The sequence below is a fragment of the Pseudomonas sp. PvP027 genome (assembly GCF_017833005.1).
GTDB lineage: Bacteria > Pseudomonadota > Gammaproteobacteria > Pseudomonadales > Pseudomonadaceae > Aquipseudomonas > Aquipseudomonas congelans.
In genome coordinates this window covers 1,900,566-1,919,125 of record NZ_JAFIBK010000001.1, presented here as the reverse complement: position 1 = coordinate 1,919,125, position 18,560 = coordinate 1,900,566, and the positions used below count along the sequence as shown (strand labels likewise).

The 18,560-nt window shown below is 59.9% G+C and carries 11 protein-coding genes; 7 read left to right on the top strand and 4 right to left on the bottom strand.

Annotation, left to right across the window (positions count from 1 at the left end; all coding sequences use genetic code 11):
• Positions 1-29: 29 nt before the first annotated feature.
• Positions 30-1,316 (top strand): EAL domain-containing response regulator, encoded by a 1,287-nt coding sequence (locus tag JOE33_RS07835; RefSeq protein ID WP_163023646.1) that lies wholly within the window; start codon positions 30-32, stop codon positions 1,314-1,316.
• On the opposite strand, the gene JOE33_RS07830 is transcribed toward JOE33_RS07835, so the two are convergent.
• Positions 1,289-1,951: a response regulator transcription factor gene (locus tag JOE33_RS07830; RefSeq protein ID WP_010427949.1), complete on the bottom strand. Its 663-nt coding sequence runs from the start codon at positions 1,949-1,951 to the stop codon at positions 1,289-1,291. The two genes, JOE33_RS07835 and JOE33_RS07830, sit on opposite strands and share 28 nt — an antisense overlap.
• 289 nt (positions 1,952-2,240) lie before the next feature.
• Between JOE33_RS07830 and JOE33_RS07825 the strand changes: the two genes are divergently transcribed.
• A complete protein-coding gene (locus tag JOE33_RS07825) occupies positions 2,241-2,537 on the top strand; it encodes a DUF3509 domain-containing protein (protein ID WP_010427951.1) in 297 nt (98 codons plus the stop codon).
• A gap of 171 nt (positions 2,538-2,708) precedes the next feature.
• Here the strand turns inward: JOE33_RS07825 and JOE33_RS07820 are convergent, their stop codons facing one another.
• Complete coding sequence (locus JOE33_RS07820; RefSeq protein WP_187625180.1) at positions 2,709-3,548, bottom strand: TIGR02285 family protein; 840 nt, start codon at positions 3,546-3,548, stop codon at positions 2,709-2,711.
• Positions 3,549-3,873: 325 nt separating this feature from the next.
• Between JOE33_RS07820 and JOE33_RS07815 the strand changes: the two genes are divergently transcribed.
• From JOE33_RS07815 to JOE33_RS07805, 3 genes are all read left to right on the top strand, one after another.
• Positions 3,874-4,416, top strand: a complete 543-nt coding sequence (locus JOE33_RS07815) for a YaeQ family protein (protein ID WP_003314240.1) — start codon at positions 3,874-3,876, stop codon at positions 4,414-4,416.
• 63 nt (positions 4,417-4,479) lie between these two features.
• Positions 4,480-6,195, top strand: a complete 1,716-nt coding sequence (gene recJ / locus JOE33_RS07810; protein ID WP_122590828.1) for a single-stranded-DNA-specific exonuclease RecJ — start codon at positions 4,480-4,482, stop codon at positions 6,193-6,195.
• 112 nt (positions 6,196-6,307) lie between these two features.
• Positions 6,308-7,414: an NADH:flavin oxidoreductase/NADH oxidase gene (locus tag JOE33_RS07805; protein WP_032615971.1), complete on the top strand. Its 1,107-nt coding sequence runs from the start codon at positions 6,308-6,310 to the stop codon at positions 7,412-7,414.
• 62 nt (positions 7,415-7,476) lie between these two features.
• Here the strand turns inward: JOE33_RS07805 and JOE33_RS07800 are convergent, their stop codons facing one another.
• The gene (locus tag JOE33_RS07800) at positions 7,477-9,564 is read right to left on the bottom strand and encodes a PAS domain-containing sensor histidine kinase (protein ID WP_187625107.1); all 2,088 of its coding nucleotides are present in this window, start codon (positions 9,562-9,564) and stop codon (positions 7,477-7,479) included.
• Between the two features lie 298 nt (positions 9,565-9,862).
• Here JOE33_RS07800 and JOE33_RS07795 point away from each other — a divergent pair, with 298 nt between their 5' ends.
• Complete coding sequence (locus JOE33_RS07795; RefSeq protein ID WP_025990825.1) at positions 9,863-10,609, top strand: tellurite resistance TerB family protein; 747 nt, start codon at positions 9,863-9,865, stop codon at positions 10,607-10,609.
• 59 nt (positions 10,610-10,668) lie between these two features.
• Here the strand turns inward: JOE33_RS07795 and JOE33_RS07790 are convergent, their stop codons facing one another.
• Positions 10,669-16,641, bottom strand: a complete 5,973-nt coding sequence (locus tag JOE33_RS07790; protein WP_187625106.1) for an NEL domain-containing protein — start codon at positions 16,639-16,641, stop codon at positions 10,669-10,671.
• Between the two features lie 296 nt (positions 16,642-16,937).
• Here JOE33_RS07790 and JOE33_RS07785 point away from each other — a divergent pair, with 296 nt between their 5' ends.
• Positions 16,938-18,560 carry a methyl-accepting chemotaxis protein gene (locus tag JOE33_RS07785; protein ID WP_096126184.1) on the top strand — a complete coding sequence of 541 codons (1,623 nt, stop codon included), beginning with the start codon at positions 16,938-16,940 and terminating at the stop codon, positions 18,558-18,560.

The following is an 18,560-nucleotide window of genomic DNA, read 5'->3' as shown; positions in this document are numbered from 1 at the left end:
CCCGGGCCGATGGCTCCGACTCCGCAGGCGTGATTGTGCACTCACTCAAGGTTCTGATTCTCGAAGATCATCCCTTTCAGCTGATGGCTCTGCATCAGATGCTCAACGCCAATCAGGTGTTCGATGTGCTGGCGGCCGACAGTGTCGAGGTTGCCAGGCTTTCCCTGCAAAGCCGCGGTCCTGTCGACATCGCGATCTGTGATTTGCAGATGGAAGGGCCCGATGGTCTGGAACTGATCCGCTTCATGGCCGAGAACGGTCTGGCGCGAGCGTTGATCATTGTCAGCTGTTCCGCCGCCTGCGTGCTGGAAGGGGTCGCGCAGCTGGCGCTCGCCCAAGGCCTGAACGTTCTGGGCTACATGCAGAAACCTGCCTCCGCCGTGGCCTTGTACGAGCTGCTCGAAGCATATGGGCCCGGCCGCTCAGACTGTGTGCCGCAGGCATCTGCCGGCAGCGTGTTCGGAGCTCTTTCCGCCATTGAGTTGTTTGACCCGACAGGCAATGGACCTATAGACGTGGCATCCATTGCCGAACAATGGATCGCCTATTTTCAACCCAAGGTCAGTCTGCAGGGCGAGTTGCTGGGTGTCGAAGCGCTGGTTCGCTGGCAGCATCCCCTTTACGGCCTGCTGGCCCCCGGGCGGTTCATCGACGCCATCGAGGCTGAAGGGCTGACGGTTGCGTTGACCTGGCGGGTCCTGGATCAGGCCCTGCAGTTCTCTGCGCAGGTCATGCGCGAGCAGGGTGAACCGCTGTCGGTTGCCGTCAATATTGACCCGCAAGTGCTGCAACAGCTGGATTTCGCCGAGCAGATCACGCAAGCGCTCGCCCGTCATGGCGTACCGGCAACCGCGCTGACCCTGGAAATTCTCGAGCAGGACGCCGCCCGCCCGGAAACCTGGCAGCTCGAAGGCCTGTTGAGGTTGTGCATGCAGGGTTGCAAGTTGTCTATCGATGACTTTGGCATGGGCGCTTCGAATATCGACCGGCTTCTGCAATTACCTTTCAGCGAACTGAAAATACCGACCGAGTTCGTGCGCGGCATGGCCGACGACGCGCGTAAATCGGCGGTGGTGGCCGGTGCCCTGCTCATGGCGCAGCGGTTGTCGATGTCGGTAGTGGTTGAAGGTGTCGAGACGATTGAGGACGTCCACAGTCTGCTTGCGTTGGGCGATCCCGCCATCCAGGGGTATTTCATTGCCCGTCCGATGCCGGTGCCGGCGTTCATGCGCTGGATGGCGGAGCGTGATAGCTGCCATCTGCAAGCCGTTTCGCAAGACGACTCGCCTCAGGACATGCCGCTTTCCTGCAAATAAATGAACAGGGCAGCATCATTGGCCAGTCCGAGCTTGCGCATGGCGGCGACTTTCTGAGCGCTGACGGTCTGTTTGCTGCGATTGAGTTGCGCCGCGATCTGGCCGACCGTGTGGCCAGCCGACAGCAGGCGTAACACTTCCAGTTCCCGCGGCGACAGGCGTTCTGACGGCAGCGGCGTATCAGGCCCGTGCTGCCGAGCCTCTCTGAGTACCCTGCGTACGGACTCAGCGACAAAAAGCCCACCGCGCCTGACGCTGCGGATGGCAGCAGGAAGCTCCCCGGCAAGGCTGGCCTTGCTCAACAGACCCCGCACATTCAGGTCAAGCATGGACTGAAACAGCCCGGCATTGCTCAGGGTAGTCACGACGATCACTGGCAGCGCCGGAAAGTCCCGGCGAATGCGCTGCAGCAGACGCAGGCCATCGTTCTGCCGTTCGACGGGCATCATGAAGTCAGTCACCAGCACATCGCAGGCGTGGCGTTCGAGCACCTGAAGCAGTTCGTCCGGATTGCAGGCCTCGGCGATGACGCTGGCGAGATTGTCCTGTTCCAGTACGACCCGCAGGCCGATGAGAAAAATAGGGTGGTCATCAGCCACGATGACCCGCAACGGGCGATCAGCGGAATCGCTCAAGAGGTGGCTCCGTCAAAAAGGCTATACGCGTATTGCACGCGATGCAGTGAGTTGAAGCAGTGATCAAGAGCATAGGCACCTTGTAGGACGTGTAGCGGAATTGTGTTGGATTCTTCCTACAGGCTCACATTCTGTTGTCATCGGCGTACGGTTTTTTCCTTGTCACATTCAACAGGCATGCTCGAAATGACAGACAGGTGCTGCGATCTGGCGATAGAAAGAACTTTCTGCTGTCGCCGATGGTCATTGGTTAGCACCTTTGCATTCAAACTGTTGAGTGGTGATCCGGATGGAAAATATCAGCTTACTGCTAAGCGAAGCGCTGGCTCCCTATCAGGCCAGCATTGGCCCGGCCGGCTCTCGGGGCGAACGTCTGGTGACTCTGAAAGACAAAGCGGGCACCTGCGTGATCGAGCGAGCCTTCGGCGCTGATCAACTGAGCGACAAGCGTCAGCTCACCGACGTGGTAGACGGTTTGCGCCGCGATCTGATGGTTGCCGAGGGTCGAATCGAACCCTGCGTCATTGCTGCCATGCGCAATGCTGCAACCAGCCGCACATTTGTTGGCACTCCGTCATTTGCTTAACAGTTGCTTAACCGACGTTCAGGATATTGGAACCTGACGGGTTTGCTGCACTCCTATCCATTACGTCAGGTTTGATCATTGTGCTCCGGTGATCAAAGGCTGACGTACTGACCGGAATGGTCATGTTTACCCCGAGCAGGTCCTCCTCTGCCCGGGGTTTCTTTTGTCCAGTCACTCCTTGTCCAGCAGTGCCTTGACGTCCTCCAGGTAGCCGGCCCGTTGCGCGGGCTCCAGCCACTGCGCATAAAAGCCCATCAGGCTGGTTTCGCGCAGCACGCGCATCTCGCGGTTGATCAGTGCAATGGCCCGCTCGCCCTCGGGCGAGTTGCTGCAACTGACGTAGACGAACTGGTACGCAGGATTGCCCTTGATCGGCAAGAAGGTCAGTTCCTCCGGCCTTATGCCTTGTTGCATGGCCTGATAGCGTGCTTCCGGCCAGAAACTGATAAAGGCTTGCAGACGCCCCAGGCGCTCCATTTGCACCAGACTGCCGACGGCATCGTTACCGTAGTGCGGCACGAGGGTATCTTCATCGACGTCGTGCAGCGTGTGGTCGATCATTTCTCCATAGCTGCGTTCGGCAACGATGCCCAATTTGATTGTCCGGCTGGCCATCAAGGCCGCGAAGTCGATTTTTCCGTCCTCGACGTAGGGCGCGAACTTCGGCATCTCCTCCTTGCGCACAATCAGGCCGCTGCTGAGGATGGCGCCGATCGGTATGGAAAAAAGCAGGGTTCTGGCTCTTTCTGCCGTCCACAGCATGGTGGGATCACAACTGAGAGACGTGTCGTCGCTCAGCATTTGCAGAGCCCTGGCGCGGTTGACCCGCATCAGCACATGATCGTATTCGGGCATTTGCGCGGTCAGCAAGGGCATCAGCTGATCAATTGCTCCTTGCCCGCGCATGGAACCGGAAAAAATCGTCGAAGGAGGGATGTCGCGCATCAGCCAGGTCAGCGTCTCCCTGGCCTGGCTGACACACGGCATGGCAGCCAGCGACAGGGCGAGCATCAATCGAGCCGTTGTACAGTACGAGGCAGGAAGGGGCATTCGCGGGTGTCATCCTCGAAAAGGGTTCAACAGTCTGAGGTAGGGTTGGCAGCTCTTTGAGTTGCGCTGCGCCAGTGGCGTCACATTCAGCTGCCCCGGTAGGGCGGCCGGGTGCTCGCTGCAGATCGTCTTTAGCACAGATATGTATCAGAAATTTGTTTCAAACTATCGATTTTTGTTCGTCCTGCAAATGGGGGGCAAGCACACCCTTGCGCGAGCAAGTTCGTTCACAGGCCCGGCATCGGGTAGACTTGCCGTCTTCCCTCCAGACTCTAGAAGCCCGTTCATGGCCCAGCCGTCCACGACTTACAAATTCGAACTCAATCTCACCGACCTTGATCGCGGCGTGTACGAGAGCGTCAAGCAGACCATTGCCCGCCATCCTTCGGAAACCGAAGAGCGCATGACCGTGCGTCTGCTGGCCTATGCCTTCTGGTACAACGAACAGTTGTCGTTCGGTCGCGGTCTGTCTGATGTGGACGAGCCCGCTCTGTGGGAAAAAAGCCTGGATGACCGCGTTCTGCACTGGATCGAAGTCGGCCAGCCGGACGCCGACCGACTGACCTGGTGTTCGCGCCGCACCGAACGCACCAGCCTGCTGGCCTACGGCAGCCTGCGTGTCTGGGAAGGCAAGGTCATCCCGGCGATCAAGAACCTGAAAAACGTAAATATCGCCGCCGTCCCGCAGGAAGTGCTGGAAGTGCTGGCCAAGGACATGCCGCGGGTCATCAAGTGGGATGTGATGATCAGTGAAGGGACGGTGTTCGTCACTGACGACCGCGGCCAGCATGAAGTCCAGTTGCAATGGCTTGCGGGCGAGCGCGGCTGACAGCCGCCGGTTCCGATCGAAAAACATATTCATCGACACTGCAAAGAGAATCAGCTGACCCGCATGCGCATCGAACCTCGTCTATTGCCCGACACCTTGCCGTTCCTTGGCGACCTGCCGCCCTTGCTCACTCGTCTGTACGCAGCGCGCGGTGTGGCCTGCGAGGCCGAACTGGACAAAAGCCTGGCGCGGCTGATCCCCTATCAGCAACTCAAGGGTATCGATGCTGCAGTAGACCTGCTGGTCACTGCGCTGCGCGAAGGTCAGCGCATGCTGATCGTCGGCGATTTCGACGCCGATGGCGCGACCGCCAGCACCGTGGGTGTTCTGGGCCTGCGTCTGCTGGGCGCGGCGCATGTCGATTATCTGGTGCCCAACCGGTTTGAATACGGCTACGGCCTGACGCCGGAAATCGTCGAAGTGGCGTTGCAGCGCGAACCTCAGCTGTTGATCACCGTGGATAACGGCATCTCGAGCGTCGAGGGCGTGGCGGCGGCCAAGGCGGCAGGCCTGCAGGTACTGGTAACCGATCACCATTTGCCCGGCCACGAGCTTCCGGCCGCCGACGCCATCGTCAACCCGAATCAGCCAGGCTGTACCTTTCCCAGCAAATCGCTGGCCGGTGTCGGGGTCATTTTCTATGTACTGATGGCCTTGCGTGCGCGTCTGCGCGAGACCGGCTGGTTCGAGAGCAATCAGCGTGCCCAGCCCAATCTGGGCGAGCTGCTGGACCTGGTTGCGTTGGGCAGCGTGGCCGATGTGGTACCACTGGATGCCAACAACCGCATTCTGGTCCATCAGGGGCTGATGCGTATCCGTGCCGGGCGTGCCCGACCGGGGCTGCGCGCCATTCTGGAAGTTGCACGACGTGAACCTGCGCGCATCACCTCCACCGACCTGGGATTCATTCTCGGGCCACGCCTGAACGCGGCAGGGCGTCTGGATGACATGAGCCTGGGCATCGAATGCCTGCTCTGCGACGACCCGACACTGGCGCGGGAAATGGCCGTGCAGCTGGACGAGTTGAATCAGGATCGCAAATCCATCGAGCAGGGCATGCAACGTGAAGCGCTCGCGCAGCTCAAGGACCTGCCGCTGGAGTCGATGCCGTTCGGCCTCTGCCTGTACGATGCCGAATGGCACCAGGGTGTCATCGGCATCCTCGCTTCGCGTCTCAAGGAGCGTTACCACCGTCCCACCATCGCGTTCGCCAGCGCGGGGGAGGGCGTGCTCAAAGGCTCGGCCCGTTCGGTACCGGGGTTTCACATTCGCGATGCGCTGGACGCCGTGGCGGCCAGTCATCCGCATCTGATCAGCAAGTTCGGCGGTCACGCGATGGCGGCAGGCCTCTCGCTGCCTGAAGAGAACTTCCCGGCGTTTGCCGACGCGTTCGACCAGGAGGTGCGTCGTCAGCTCGATGAGCAGGACCTGACCGGTCGTCTGCTGTCCGACGGCTCCCTGGCGGTCGAGGAGTTTCATCTGGAACTGGCCCGCGCCCTGCGTAATGCCGGTCCCTGGGGGCAGCACTTCCCCGAGCCCTTGTTCCATGGCGTGTTTCAGCTGGTCGAGCAGCGGGTAGTGGGCGAGCGTCACTTGAAAATGGTGCTCAAGACCGAGTGCGGCAGCGTCAAACTCGATGGCATTGCGTTCGGCGTCGACCGCGATATCTGGCCCAATCCGAATATCCGCTGGGTCGAGCTGGCCTACAAACTCGACCTCAACGAGTTTCGCGGTAACGAAACCGTGCAATTGATGGTGGTGCATATCGCACCACGCTGACGATAGCAGGAACCCCTCTCCCTACCGGGTTGTCGACTCTACACAGTCTGCCAAACCTGTTCTGTGAATGAACGGGGCCTGGACACCTGAATTTTCATTACGAGAGGTCGCCATGAGCCTGCTGCTTGAACCCTACACCCTGCGTCAATTGACCCTTCGCAACCGCATCGCAGTCTCGCCGATGTGCCAGTACTCCAGTGTCGATGGCCTGGCCAATGACTGGCATCTGGTTCACCTGGGAAGCCGTGCCGTCGGTGGTGCCGGCCTGGTCATCACCGAAGCGATGGCGGTGACGCCGGACGGTCGTATCACTCCTGAAGACCTCGGGCTGTGGAACGACGAACAGATCGAACCGTTGCAACGCATAACCCGCTTTATCAACGCTCAGGGTGCTGTCGCAGGCGTCCAGCTGGCGCACGCTGGCCGCAAGGCCAGCACCTGGCGCCCATGGCTTGGCAAGCACGGCAGTATTTCCCTCAATGAAGGCGGCTGGACCCCGGTCGGGCCTTCGGCGATTGCTTTCGATCCGCAGCACACTTCGCCTGTGCAATTGAGCGAGATGCAGATTCAGGAGTTGATCAAGGCGTTTGTCGATTCCGCACGACGCGCCCTGGAAGCGGGCTTCAAGGTGGTGGAAATCCACGCTGCCCATGGCTATTTGCTGCATCAGTTCCTGTCGCCGCTGAGCAATCAGCGTACCGACGAGTATGGCGGTTCATTCGAGAACCGCATTCGCCTTACCCTGCAAGTGACCGAAGCAGTGCGTGCAGTGTGGCCTGCAGAGCTGCCATTGTTCGTTCGCGTGTCCGCTACCGACTGGGTGGAAGACGGCTGGAACGCCGATGAAACGGTCGAGCTGGCGCGTCGGTTGAAAGCGATCGGAACCGATCTGATCGATGTATCGTCGGGCGGCACTTCAGCCAATGCTGAAATTCCGGTCGGCCCTGGCTACCAGACGCGCTTTGCCGAGCGGGTTCGCAAAGAGTCCGACATTGCGACGGGTACGGTGGGCATGATTACCGACCCGGCTCAGGCAGAACATATTCTGCGCACCGGTCAGGCCGATATCATCCTGCTGGCGCGTGAGCTGCTGCGTGATCCGTACTGGCCACTGCGGGCCGATGAAGACCTGGGTGGCCGCCTGGCCACCTGGCCTGCGCAGTATCAACGCGCGACACACCGTGATCAGCCCATCCATGAGTCTGACCTGCGCGACTGATCGCCAGTCGGCGCGCTGATAGCGATACCGAAAAACGAGCGCCGCACGGCGCTCGTTTTTTATTACTCGCCTTCCAGCAACTCGGTGACGCGGCCGATCAGTTCGGCAATCGCAAACGGCTTGGGCAGTACATGCATGCCCGGCTCAAGTGTGTCATGCGCCAACGCAGCGTTTTCAGCATAACCGGTCACGAACAGAATCTTCAGGTCAGGCCGGACATCGCGAGCCGCGTCTGCGACCTGACGGCCGTTCATGCCGCCCGGCAGACCGACGTCTGTAATCAGCAGGTCGATCGCCGCTTTGGATTGCAGAATAGTCAGCGCGTCGGCGCCTCGTTCAGCCTGTAAAACGACGTAGCCAAGGTCTTCAAGCAACTCTGCAATGAGCAAGCGTATGGCGGGCTCGTCATCGACGACCAGAATGGTTTCGTCGCCGGTGCTGGCGGCGGGGACTTGCAGCGGGCTTTCATCGAGGGCCACCGTTTCAGCTTCACCTTCGTGCATCGGCAGCAAAATGCAGACCTTCGAACCCTCTCCCAGCTTCGAGGTGATGTGCACGCCGCCGCCTGACTGCCGGGCAAACCCGTAAATCATCGACAACCCCAGACCAGTGCCCATGCCTGTCGGTTTGGTGGTGAAGAATGGGTCGAAGGCCCGCGCCATGACGTCCTTGCTCATGCCCGTGCCGGTGTCGCTGACGGACAGCTCGACATAGCGGCCCGCGGGCAGTTGATACCTGGTTGCCGTGGCTGCAGTCAGGTGGCGGTTGCCCGTCTGGATCAGCAGTTTTCCGCCATCGGGCATGGCGTCCTTGGCGTTGATGCACAGGTTGAGCAGCGAGTTTTCCAGCTGATGCGGATCAACCAGGGTCGACCATAGTCCGCAGGAGGCACTGACCTGCATGTCGATGGCCGGCCCCACGGTGCGCCGGATCAGTTCATCCATGCCCGCGACCAGAAGGTCGATATCCGTGGCCTTGGGGGCCAGCGTCTGACGGCGCGAGAATGCCAGCAGTCGATGGGTCAGGGATGCCGCACGTCTCGATCCTTCCAGTGCTGCGTTGATGTAGCGATCCAGCTCCGTGAAGCGTTCCTGTCTGATCCTCGACAGCAGCAGCTCCATATTGCCGGTCACACCCATCAGCAGGTTGTTGAAGTCATGGGCAAGCCCACCGGTCAATTGCCCGACCGCTTCCATTTTCTGCGATTGAATCAGGGCCTCTTCGGCAATACGCAGGGCCTTGATGCGGTCCTTTTCGTGGGTCAGGTGCTTGCCCAGCGCAAAAATGATTGCATTGCCGGGTGCAGCGGTCCAGCCGAACCAGTGATAGCTGCCGTCGACATGCTGGTAACGATTTTCAAACAGCGGCAGTACGTGGTTGGTGGCGTGTTTCAGGGCGTTCTGGGTGTTGCGGACATCATCCGGATGCAGCAAGGTCATGATGGAGGTGCCGAGCAGCTCGTGTTCCGGGTGGCCCAGCAGCGCTGTCCAGGCCGGGTTTACGCGCAGGAAGATACCGTTGAAATCGAGGATCGCCAGCGGGTCCGGAGATATCTCCCAAAACGTGTCCAGCTCCAGCGTTCGTTGTTCAAGTCTGGCGGTCTGCTGTCGTTCCAGATTCACCAGGTCATCGATCAGTTTCAGACGTTTGCGCTCGCTTTCCTGCAGAGCCTGTTGATTGAGGACATGCGCGGTGGTTTCGTTGGTGATGCAGAACATGCCGACCACTACGCCGTGCTCGTCGATCACCGGTGAAAACGAGAATGACCACCATGTCTGCTCGACCTCACCGTAGCGCGCCATGATCAGCGGCAAATCCTTGTAATGGCAGGGCTTGCCGGCAAGCGCGTCGATCACCAACGGCGCGACCTGATCCCAGACGTCCGCCCACAGATCCGGGATCAGCGCTCCGATGGCGTTGTCCTTGCGCGGGCCGAGGATCGGGGTATAGGCGTCATTGTGGAAAAACACCAGATCCGGCCCCCACAGCAGGTACATGGACTCCGGGGAATTGAGGATCAGATTCAGGGTGTTTTTCAGCGATACCGGCCAGTGCTCGATAGGTCCGAGTGAGGTCTGGCTCCAGTCCCTGGAACGGATAATCCCGGCGGCGTTGCCGTTGGCGGTCGGGAAACCAGTGGGTGATATCACGTCAGACAAGCTCCTGAAAATCTGCATGTAGGTGCAATGGCATTCATATGAATGCAGGGGTGTATTTGGTCAATTCAGGAGCGGGTCTGCATACCTGCTTTTATCTGCAGCTTGTACATTATTGACTCTTTGCCGCAGGTGCGGGTTGCACACATTTCGCCGGCGCGTGGGGCAGATTGACGAACGGAGAGTGTTTATACCCGTAACATCCGGAAGCACACCAGTAATAGCCAGACAGTGACTTCTCTTCAACTTGTTGGTCAATGAATTATCTGACAAACCTTGTAGGAGGCTTCCTGTGAATACGCGTGGTTTACTCGATCAATTGCTCAAGTCTGGACAAAGCATGTTGCAGGACAAGAACAAAGGCAAATCCGGCAAGCAATCGTCGGGCAGCGATTCACTGATCAATGGTCTCGGCAGCCTGCTTGGCGGTGGCAAAGGCCAGGGCGTTTCCCAGAATGGGCTTGGGGGGCTGTTGTCCGGCGCTGGTGGTGGTGCGCTGGCTGCAGGTGCCATGAGCCTTCTGCGTGGCAAACGCACACGCGGGATGGGCGGCAAGGTATTGACCTACGGAGGCCTGGCGGCGCTGGGGGTGCTGGCTTACAAGGCTTACAACAATTGGCAGGCCAGTCAGGGGCTCGCCGCACAGCGCGAGCCGCAAACCATCGACCGGTTGCCCGAGGCTGAGGCCGAGCAGCATAGCCAGGCAATCCTGCGCGCACTGGTCGCTGCTGCAAAAGCTGATGGTCATGTCGATGAGCGTGAGCGCGAACTGATCGAGGGTGAGTTCACCAAGCTGAACAACGATCAGGCGCTTCAGCAGTGGCTTCACACTGAGCTGAACAAGCCGCTGGACCCGGCAGAAGTGGCCCGGGCCGCGACCACGCCGGAAATGGCGGCGGAGATGTACATCGCCAGTGTGATGCTGGTGGATGAAGAGCACTTCATGGAGCGCGCCTACCTCGATGAGTTGGCGCGTCAGTTGAAGCTGGAGCCCGGCCTCAAGACCGAGCTTGAAGGGCAGGTGCGAAACGCTCAGTAAACGAGCGCTCCCGCCAGCGGGTTGCCTGGCACGCCTTGTGTGCCAGGCAACTTGCTCAATCAATGATGTTCCAGTCCTTCAGCGTTGGTCAGCTCTCTGATCAACGCTGTCTGCTGCTCCTTGAATCTGGCTTCGAACTCTAGAATCCGTCCTTCGTATTCCGGATCGTCGAGGCTGATATTGCGTTGCTCGAATTCGTCGGTGAGCTGGTTCAGTTCAGTCCTGTAGGCACGTTCGAGTGCTTCGAAGCGTCCAGCATGGGTTTCGCGCAGGTAGCTGATCCAGTAATCCTGCTGCTGGGCGAAGCGCAGGAAGGGCTCGCCGTGCTCTCCGTTTTGCACCCGAAGCAGTGCCGTATCGAACTCCCCCGGCCTGATGGCGGCGTGGGCCTGGTACAGCATGCCTTCCGGCGGCACGGGCAGGTCCAGCGCGCTGGCCCAGTGCGTGCGATACGCCAGACGTACCTCGGCTTCGTCACGGCTCCCGGTCTGTTCGCGGGCGGCGGCATCCAGCTCGGACAGGCGATACAGACGGACGGTCAGCCGGTACAACTGGGTACCTCGCTGCTCCGCTATGACGTCCTGCAGCGAATGGCGGATGAACACCAGCACTTCCATCTGGTTGAACTCCAGAAGGATGCCGTCCGGGCAGGTGTTGTTGTCACGGAACAGCCTGAGCGGTTCTTCGGCAATGGCGTTGAGGGTCTGGCCAAGTTGAGGGTCCTGACTCACGGTGACCAGCACTCGCCAGACGCGTTCACGCAGCGCTGTGCGGCTGGTGATGTTGCGATAGTCGGCGCTGTGACGCAGCGAGTCGATCAGGTCGAGCAGGTGGCGGGTGTGCTCGCTGGCTTCCAGTTGCTCCCAGATTTCGCGCCGCCCGGCGCTCAGCGGGTTGCTGTCGTCCAGCCAGGGCTCGACGGTGACGGGTTCCGGAGTCGATGTGCGGCTGCCTGCCGACGACAGATACTCTGACATTGATGAGTCCGAGTCATGGTGTTCTGTCCAGTCCATCGAGCTGAGTTCGGGCGGCAGGTCCATGTCGAAGGTGAACGAGCGTCCGTAACGCTCCGACAAATGCGCCCGCCGCATGCTGTCTTCGGAAAGCGGGTTGCTCAGCAGGCTTATTTCCGTGTGCGCAAACTCGCTGCCGGGATTGGCGAGTATGTGCTCTGGCAATTCGCTGATCAGATTGCCCTCCAGCAACAGTGTCCTGATTTGCGCCGGAACCATGCTCTCCACCCAGGCTGGCCATTCGACCAATCCGACATTGTTCAGTGACAGCCAGTTAAGCGCTGTGTCACTGAGGCTGGTCAGGTGGCTGATGGCGCCTATCCGGTTGCCATCCAGCTCCAGCCGCTCGAGCGTGGCAATCCGGCCGAAAAAATCGATGTGCTGTTGATCGACCAGCATGCCCTGATCCATCAGCGATAGCGAACGAAGCGAGCGAAGCTCGAGCAGCGCCGGTGGCAGTTGCAGGAGGGGGGTGACATGCCCGTTTATTTCCAGCGAGGTCAGGTCGGTCATGCGGCGCAACAGTTGATCAAGATCAGAAACCGTGCCGGTGATTCTGCTCAGATGCAGATAGCGCACCTGGCGATAAAAAAAATCCGGCAGCTGTCGCGGAAAATCGGTCAAGGCAATATCTGCCAGGCGCAGGGGTCTATGGATCTGCCCCAGGCTGAAGGTTCGCCAGTGATCGATCAGTATCCTGCCGATCTGACGGCGTGATTCGATGATCTGCTCGCTCGGCACGGCCATCGAACTGGAGGCATGTGTCCACTGATCAACGGCGGCAGACAGTTCAGCACCTTCGTTCAATTGCCTGTTGATAGCGGCCTGTACGGCAAGCGGAGTGTCCATGACAAAACTGAAGGAATTGCCGGACATCGCTTCATTGATACGTGCATGCATTGCGCTGTGTCGGGACAGGATGTTGCCGCGTACGTCGATCAGTGTCCTATGTCCGGCGCTGGGCGGATTGTCGAGGATCCAGCCCGGCAGCTCCGTCAGGTGGTTGTGCGCTACCGACAGCTCCCGAATATTGTTCGGAATCATGTCGGTCAGCCAGGATGGCCAGCGATGCATGCCGACCCGCTCCAGCACCAGGCGATCAAGGTGCAGCCAGCTCAGGTCCATGGGCAGCATGCTGATCAGTCGGTTGCCACTGAGATTGAGCACTCTCAGGCCGGGCATGCTGCGCAAGTGGTCTATCTGTGCCTGATCCAGAAAAATCCCCTGATTGATCAGCGCCAGATCGGTCAGTTGCGGCAAGGCACTGGAGACGTGTTGAGGCAGATTGAGAAACACCGAGGTCTCGGACGCCAGGCCGGCGGCCGGTTCACTGATCAGGCTCAGCGATCGCGTATTCGGGAAACGTTGCAGAAACGCGACGAGATCGGCGCTGTTGTTCGACTGCCTGGGCAGGTTCATGCCGGCAGGTGTCAGGTCAATTGCACCCGGACGTGCTCTGGGCTCGACCGATATGTTTTCCAGATGCAGCGCGGTAACGCGATTGAAGACGAAGTCCGGCAGATGTCGCGGAAAGTCACTCAGCGAGACCTGTTGCAGGCGCAGCGGCTCAAGCGTCCGTCCTGTCTCGGGGAGATTGTTGAGGCGCCAGTGGTTCCAGATCGCGTCGTTGATGCGCGCGCGACTGTCGATATAAGCCTGACTCATGGGAGGCATTGCCACGGTTTCATAGGCCCAGGCGTCAAGACTGGCGCGCAGCAGCATTTGCTCGCCCAGCAGGTTGTTGAGCCGTGCATCAATGGTTCTGTTGTCCCAGCCGGCGTGGCGCAGACGGCCGAGGATGTCTTCGGGAAACGCGTCTTCCAGTTCAAGCATGCGAATCTTGTCCAGCAGGCTCTCATCGGTCATGTGCCAGTCGACCTTGCCGTCGCCGCTCAATGGGTAACCAAGGCGACCGTCGGCCAGGCGCATGGGCGATCTGCTGCCAGGCTTGATCGCCTGCATATTCAGCAGTGGCGCGAGGTGCTGGCGGGGCAGGGGATTGTCCTGGATCAGCGCGGCCAGCGCCTGCCCCTGGCCGGTGTGGGCAAAGCCCAATTGGTTGCGTTCGGCATCGGGCAGGGCGTGCAGCACGGACGAGTAAAGATCATCCAGCCCGTGCAGGTGCTGGTCGTCAGCGTCACGGGTCTCGTAACGATTGCCGTCCTTGATCAGCACTTTGCGCACAGGCGCATCCTCGGGACCGATGCTGTCGATCAGCCGGCCACCGAAATACCGGTCATGGACCTCCAGCCTGACCTGTGACGGCCATTGCGGCAGTGCTGCAAGGCTGTGCAACGCAAGGCAGTCGGTGTCAGCGCTGGAGGCTGAGGTCAGATAAAGCCCTTCATAGGCTCGCGCCAGCCTCACCTGTTGTAGATAGACGCTGGCCTCTTCGGCAATGGGTAGCGGCACACGGCGTTCCGTCGTGAGTTGCAGCCGTTCTGCCGGCGAGGCGTGGCTGGCCAGCTCCTGAGCAACCAACGTTGGCAGGCCGGGAAATGCCTTCTGCAGGGTTTGCGCTCCGTGCGCCTCGGCGACGTTCAATGCGCGGTAACGGGATTCGAACAGCCAGCCTCTGGTGGCGCGTGCGCGTACCGCCAATTGCGCCCGTAGCGTGATCAGCCGCGGTGACATGCCTAGCTGACCTGCGCCGAACTCTTCGTTGAGCAGGGTGCGGATTTCGTTGTTGCTCAGTTTTTCCAGCACTTGGCGCAGGGCATCCGGTTGATCGGCACGCACAGTGATGTCGAGGGTGTCAGCCGCGACCGGCTGATAGACCGGAGCGAATGTCTGGAGTGTGCGGCCCTCGGCATCTACCAGGACCAGCGCGCGATTGCTCGGCCAGCCACGGTCCTGGCTCAGCAGCTCCAGTTGAAGCGGTGCCGCCGCGTTTACATCGTTGGCTTCCAGTTGCTCTATGAAACGATTGATCTCCTGGTCCAGTTTGAAGCGGCGCGCCGTGTCCTCAAGCAATGCCGGAGGGCGACGCTGATCGGTGAGTGCCTCGCGCATCACCGATTCAGGCGTGTTGCTGACGTTGACGATGCGCCTGGCGGTGCTGTCGGAAAACGTTTCGCTGGAATAGCCCAGCCGTCGAAACAAGGTCAGACCTTCCATCTCCAGCGGCTGATCGAGCTCATGCAGCCATGCTCCCGCGCCGTTGTGTCGCAAGGCGGGCTGGTAGCTGTCCGCGTGGGTCGGATGCTCGATCAGGTAACCGTCGCCGTTGGCGGCAGAGCTGACCGAATAGGTGCGTCCTTCAAGTGGTAACCATTGTTTGCCTTGCCATGTGTACAGGCCCTTAGCGTCGGGCTGCAGCCCCTTGGGCAGGACGATGTCATGGGCAAAGGGTGTCAGGTCAGGCTTCCACAGGCGGGTTGTGCCACCCGGTAAATCCACAGGCTTGAGGCTGGTCACGAACTCGGGCGCCTGTACCGCGGGGATGCCTGCTGCGCCTGTCGCTGCGGCGCCAAGCGCCGATATCAGCGCAACGTTCTCGAGCACATCGAACAGGTAGGCGAACGCTTGCCGTTTCTCGTCCTTGGCCCAGCTCTCCACGCCTTCGTACACTTCGTGAGCCAGCTGAATGGCGGTAACGGCCATCATCACCTCGCCCAATACCGGAACGACGAAGCCTGCGATATTCAGGACATTGAAGGCGGTGTCCATGAAGTACTGCACGCGCTCATCGAAGGTCTTCTGGTCCTGCGCCGCGGTAGGTACACCATGAAACAGTGCGTCGTCGCGCAAGGCTGCGCGTTTGCGCTCGTACAGGTTGTCCAGCAGTGGACCTTGCAGCACGCTTTCTCTCAGGTCGAGTCGGGCGTTTCGGTCGGCTTCACGCTCCAGCCACTGACGCTCGAAAATGCCGCCTTTCTTGACTTTGGGGTGCAGGCGTTCAGACAACTTTTCAAACAAGGCACTTCTATGGCGCGCCGGTATGAAGCGCATGAAGAAGTTCAGGTAGCCGTTGATGAACATCCGGTCGCGCAATGCATTTATGAACACTTCGACCGAGTCGTATTCCTTCAGCGGCGCAACGGGATCATCCGGGATATACACCACAATCCGTTCTGCCTGAGTAGCAGTATCCCGATCCTTGCCAATAACCAGAATACCGGTTAGTTCGATATCACCCAGGCACAGTACGCTGCAGTTGACCGGCCTGTTATCGAGCCGGACATGTTGTTTGCCATCGAGAATGTCCAGAACGGCGCCTTGCAACGCCGGGCTGACCTGTTGTTGCAGGGATGCAATCTGTAACTGCAGCCGGATCGACGATGATTCCAGTTGCATGAAGCTCTGACTCAGTCTAGATGCCGCAGCGTCTGCAGTTTCCTCGGGTGTCAAAGGTGTGCTGAAGACGGACTGAAGATGCGCCTGGTATCGGCCGCCCAGGTCCAGCTCACGGCACAGCGCTGCAAAATCGGTCGGTGAAATGGGCAAGGACTTGCCGGTGATCTGTTGGCCGAGGATTTCAAAGGAAGAAAACACCTGGGCCTTGATGCCGGTGCTGGAGTCCATTGCGCCCGGTGCTGTTTCCCAGGCTTCGAAATTCTGCAGCGCTGCCTTGAGCAGGCTTTGGGTTGCGGCCCTCAGGGCAATGTTGGCCTGTGTTACCGGGTCTCTGGATGCCGTATTGAACGATTGGTCGACTCGCGCACGACTGGCGTGGAACAGCCAGGTGTCGGCAACGTCCACCTCCAGCCCGAAGCGATCCTTGATGGCGGCTGTCAGCAGGGGGCTTGCGAAGTCCTCCAGCGTCGACAGGCGATCCAGCGTCGGGCGTACCTGTTGCTCGTGGTCGCGGTGCTCGGCATACAGGCGCTGCAGCTCGGCGACTTGAGCAGGGCTGGACGTGCGTGCGCTCGCCAGCCATTGCACGGGCCGGCGCGAAGCCTTGCGCAAGGCTGCATGAGTTGCCGGCTCAGCTTGAAGCAGCCACGCGGGGGATTTGTCTTTTATCAGTTGCAGATGCGGGAGCGCAGGCGCCTTGCCCGACGGAGATAGATCCAGCATTTAAGTGCCTTGTCGTGAATGAACAGGCGACAAAGCTTACGGCCGCGACTTGCCGTTCAAGTGTTAACTATCTATGTACGCTTGCTGTTTCTGAAGGCCGTTGCTCAAGTAGTGGTGACGATGGCCGACAAGACATGAAGAGGGCAAAAGAGCGATGGTCGATAGCGGCCGTGACTTCGTTCTGTATTACCCATGTAACGTTTGACGGCTGGGCTATACTCACGCCGTTTGGACCGTTCGTCGGTCCGCTTCTTGAACACGGCCCGACGCCGTCGTTGAACTCTTGAGGGCTGACTGTGAAGAACTGGACCTTGCGCCAACGGATTCTGGCGAGTTTCGCCGTCATCATCGCAATCATGCTACTGATGGTCGTTGTATCTTATTCACGGTTGTTGTCCATCGAGTCCAGCGAGGAAGATGTTCGTCTCGATGCGTTGCCCGGTGTCTACTACAGCACCCTGGTGCGCAGTGCCTGGGGCGAGAGTTACATCCGCACGCTGGAGCTGATTGCCGAAGGGCAGGGGCGGCCGCTGACCAAGCAGGAACGAGACCAGTTTCAGGGTTTTGACGAAAACCTGCAGGCACAGATGGACGGCTACAAGAAGTCTATCTTCGATGATTCAGACAGAGACAGCTTCGCGCTTTTCGAAAAGCGCCGCGAAGCCTATTCGCGCATGCTCGCCGAGGTTCACGCCAAGTACGATCGCGGCGACTACGCAGGTGCGCGCGCCGAGTTCTATGGCGAAGTCAACCCGGTCTGGCTCGCGGGCCGCAAGCAGCTCAATGAGCTCATCGTGGCCAATAAACAGCTGGCGGATCAGGCCACCACCAATATCGTCAATGCTGTGCTGGGTGCCAAGGTCAGCATGGTGCTTTCTCTGCTGATCGCTATCATGGCGGCAGCTGCATGCGGGCTGTTGCTGATGCGCTCGATCATGGCCCCGATGCAACTGATCGTGGGTATCCTGGACGTCATGCGCAAGGGGGATTTGAGTACCCGTCTGAGCCTGTCGCGCAAGGACGAGTTCAATGCGGTCGAGACCGGCTTCAACGACATGGTCACCGAGCTCACCGCGCTGGTTGCGCAGGCGCAGCGCTCTTCGGTGCAGGTCACTACCTCGGTCACCGAGATCGCCGCAACGTCCCGCCAGCAGCAGGCTACTGCCACCGAGACCGCTGCAACCACCACCGAGATCGGCGCCACGTCGCGGGAAATCGCTGCCACCTCGCGGGATCTGGTGCGGACCATGACCGAAGTCACCTCGGCGGCCGATCAGGCGTCGGTTCTCGCCGGTTCCGGCCAGCAGGGGCTGGCACGCATGGAAGACACCATGCATCAGGTGATGGGCGCTGCCAATCTGGTCAACGCCAAGCTGGCGATCCTCAACGAGAAGGCCGGTAACATCAATCAGGTCGTCGTCACCATCGTCAAGGTCGCCGACCAGACCAACCTGCTGTCGCTCAATGCCGCCATCGAGGCCGAGAAGGCGGGTGAGTACGGTCGCGGGTTTGCAGTGGTTGCCACCGAGGTGCGTCGCCTTGCCGACCAGACTGCCGTCGCCACTTATGACATCGAGCAGATGGTGCGGGAAATCCAGTCGGCGGTGTCTGCTGGCGTGATGGGCATGGACAAGTTTTCCGAAGAGGTGCGCCGCGGCATGTTCGAGGTCACTCAGGTCGGCGAGCAATTGTCGCAGATCATTCATCAGGTTCAGGCACTGGCACCCCGTGTGCTTATGGTCAACGAAGGCATGCAGGCTCAGGCCACCGGCGCCGAACAGATCAATCAGGCGCTGGTGCAGCTGGCGGATGCCAGCAGCCAGACCGTCGACTCACTGCGTCAAGCCAGTTTCGCCATCGACGAGTTGAGTCAGGTCGCGGTCGGGCTGCGCAGTGGCGTTTCGCGATTCAAGGTCTGA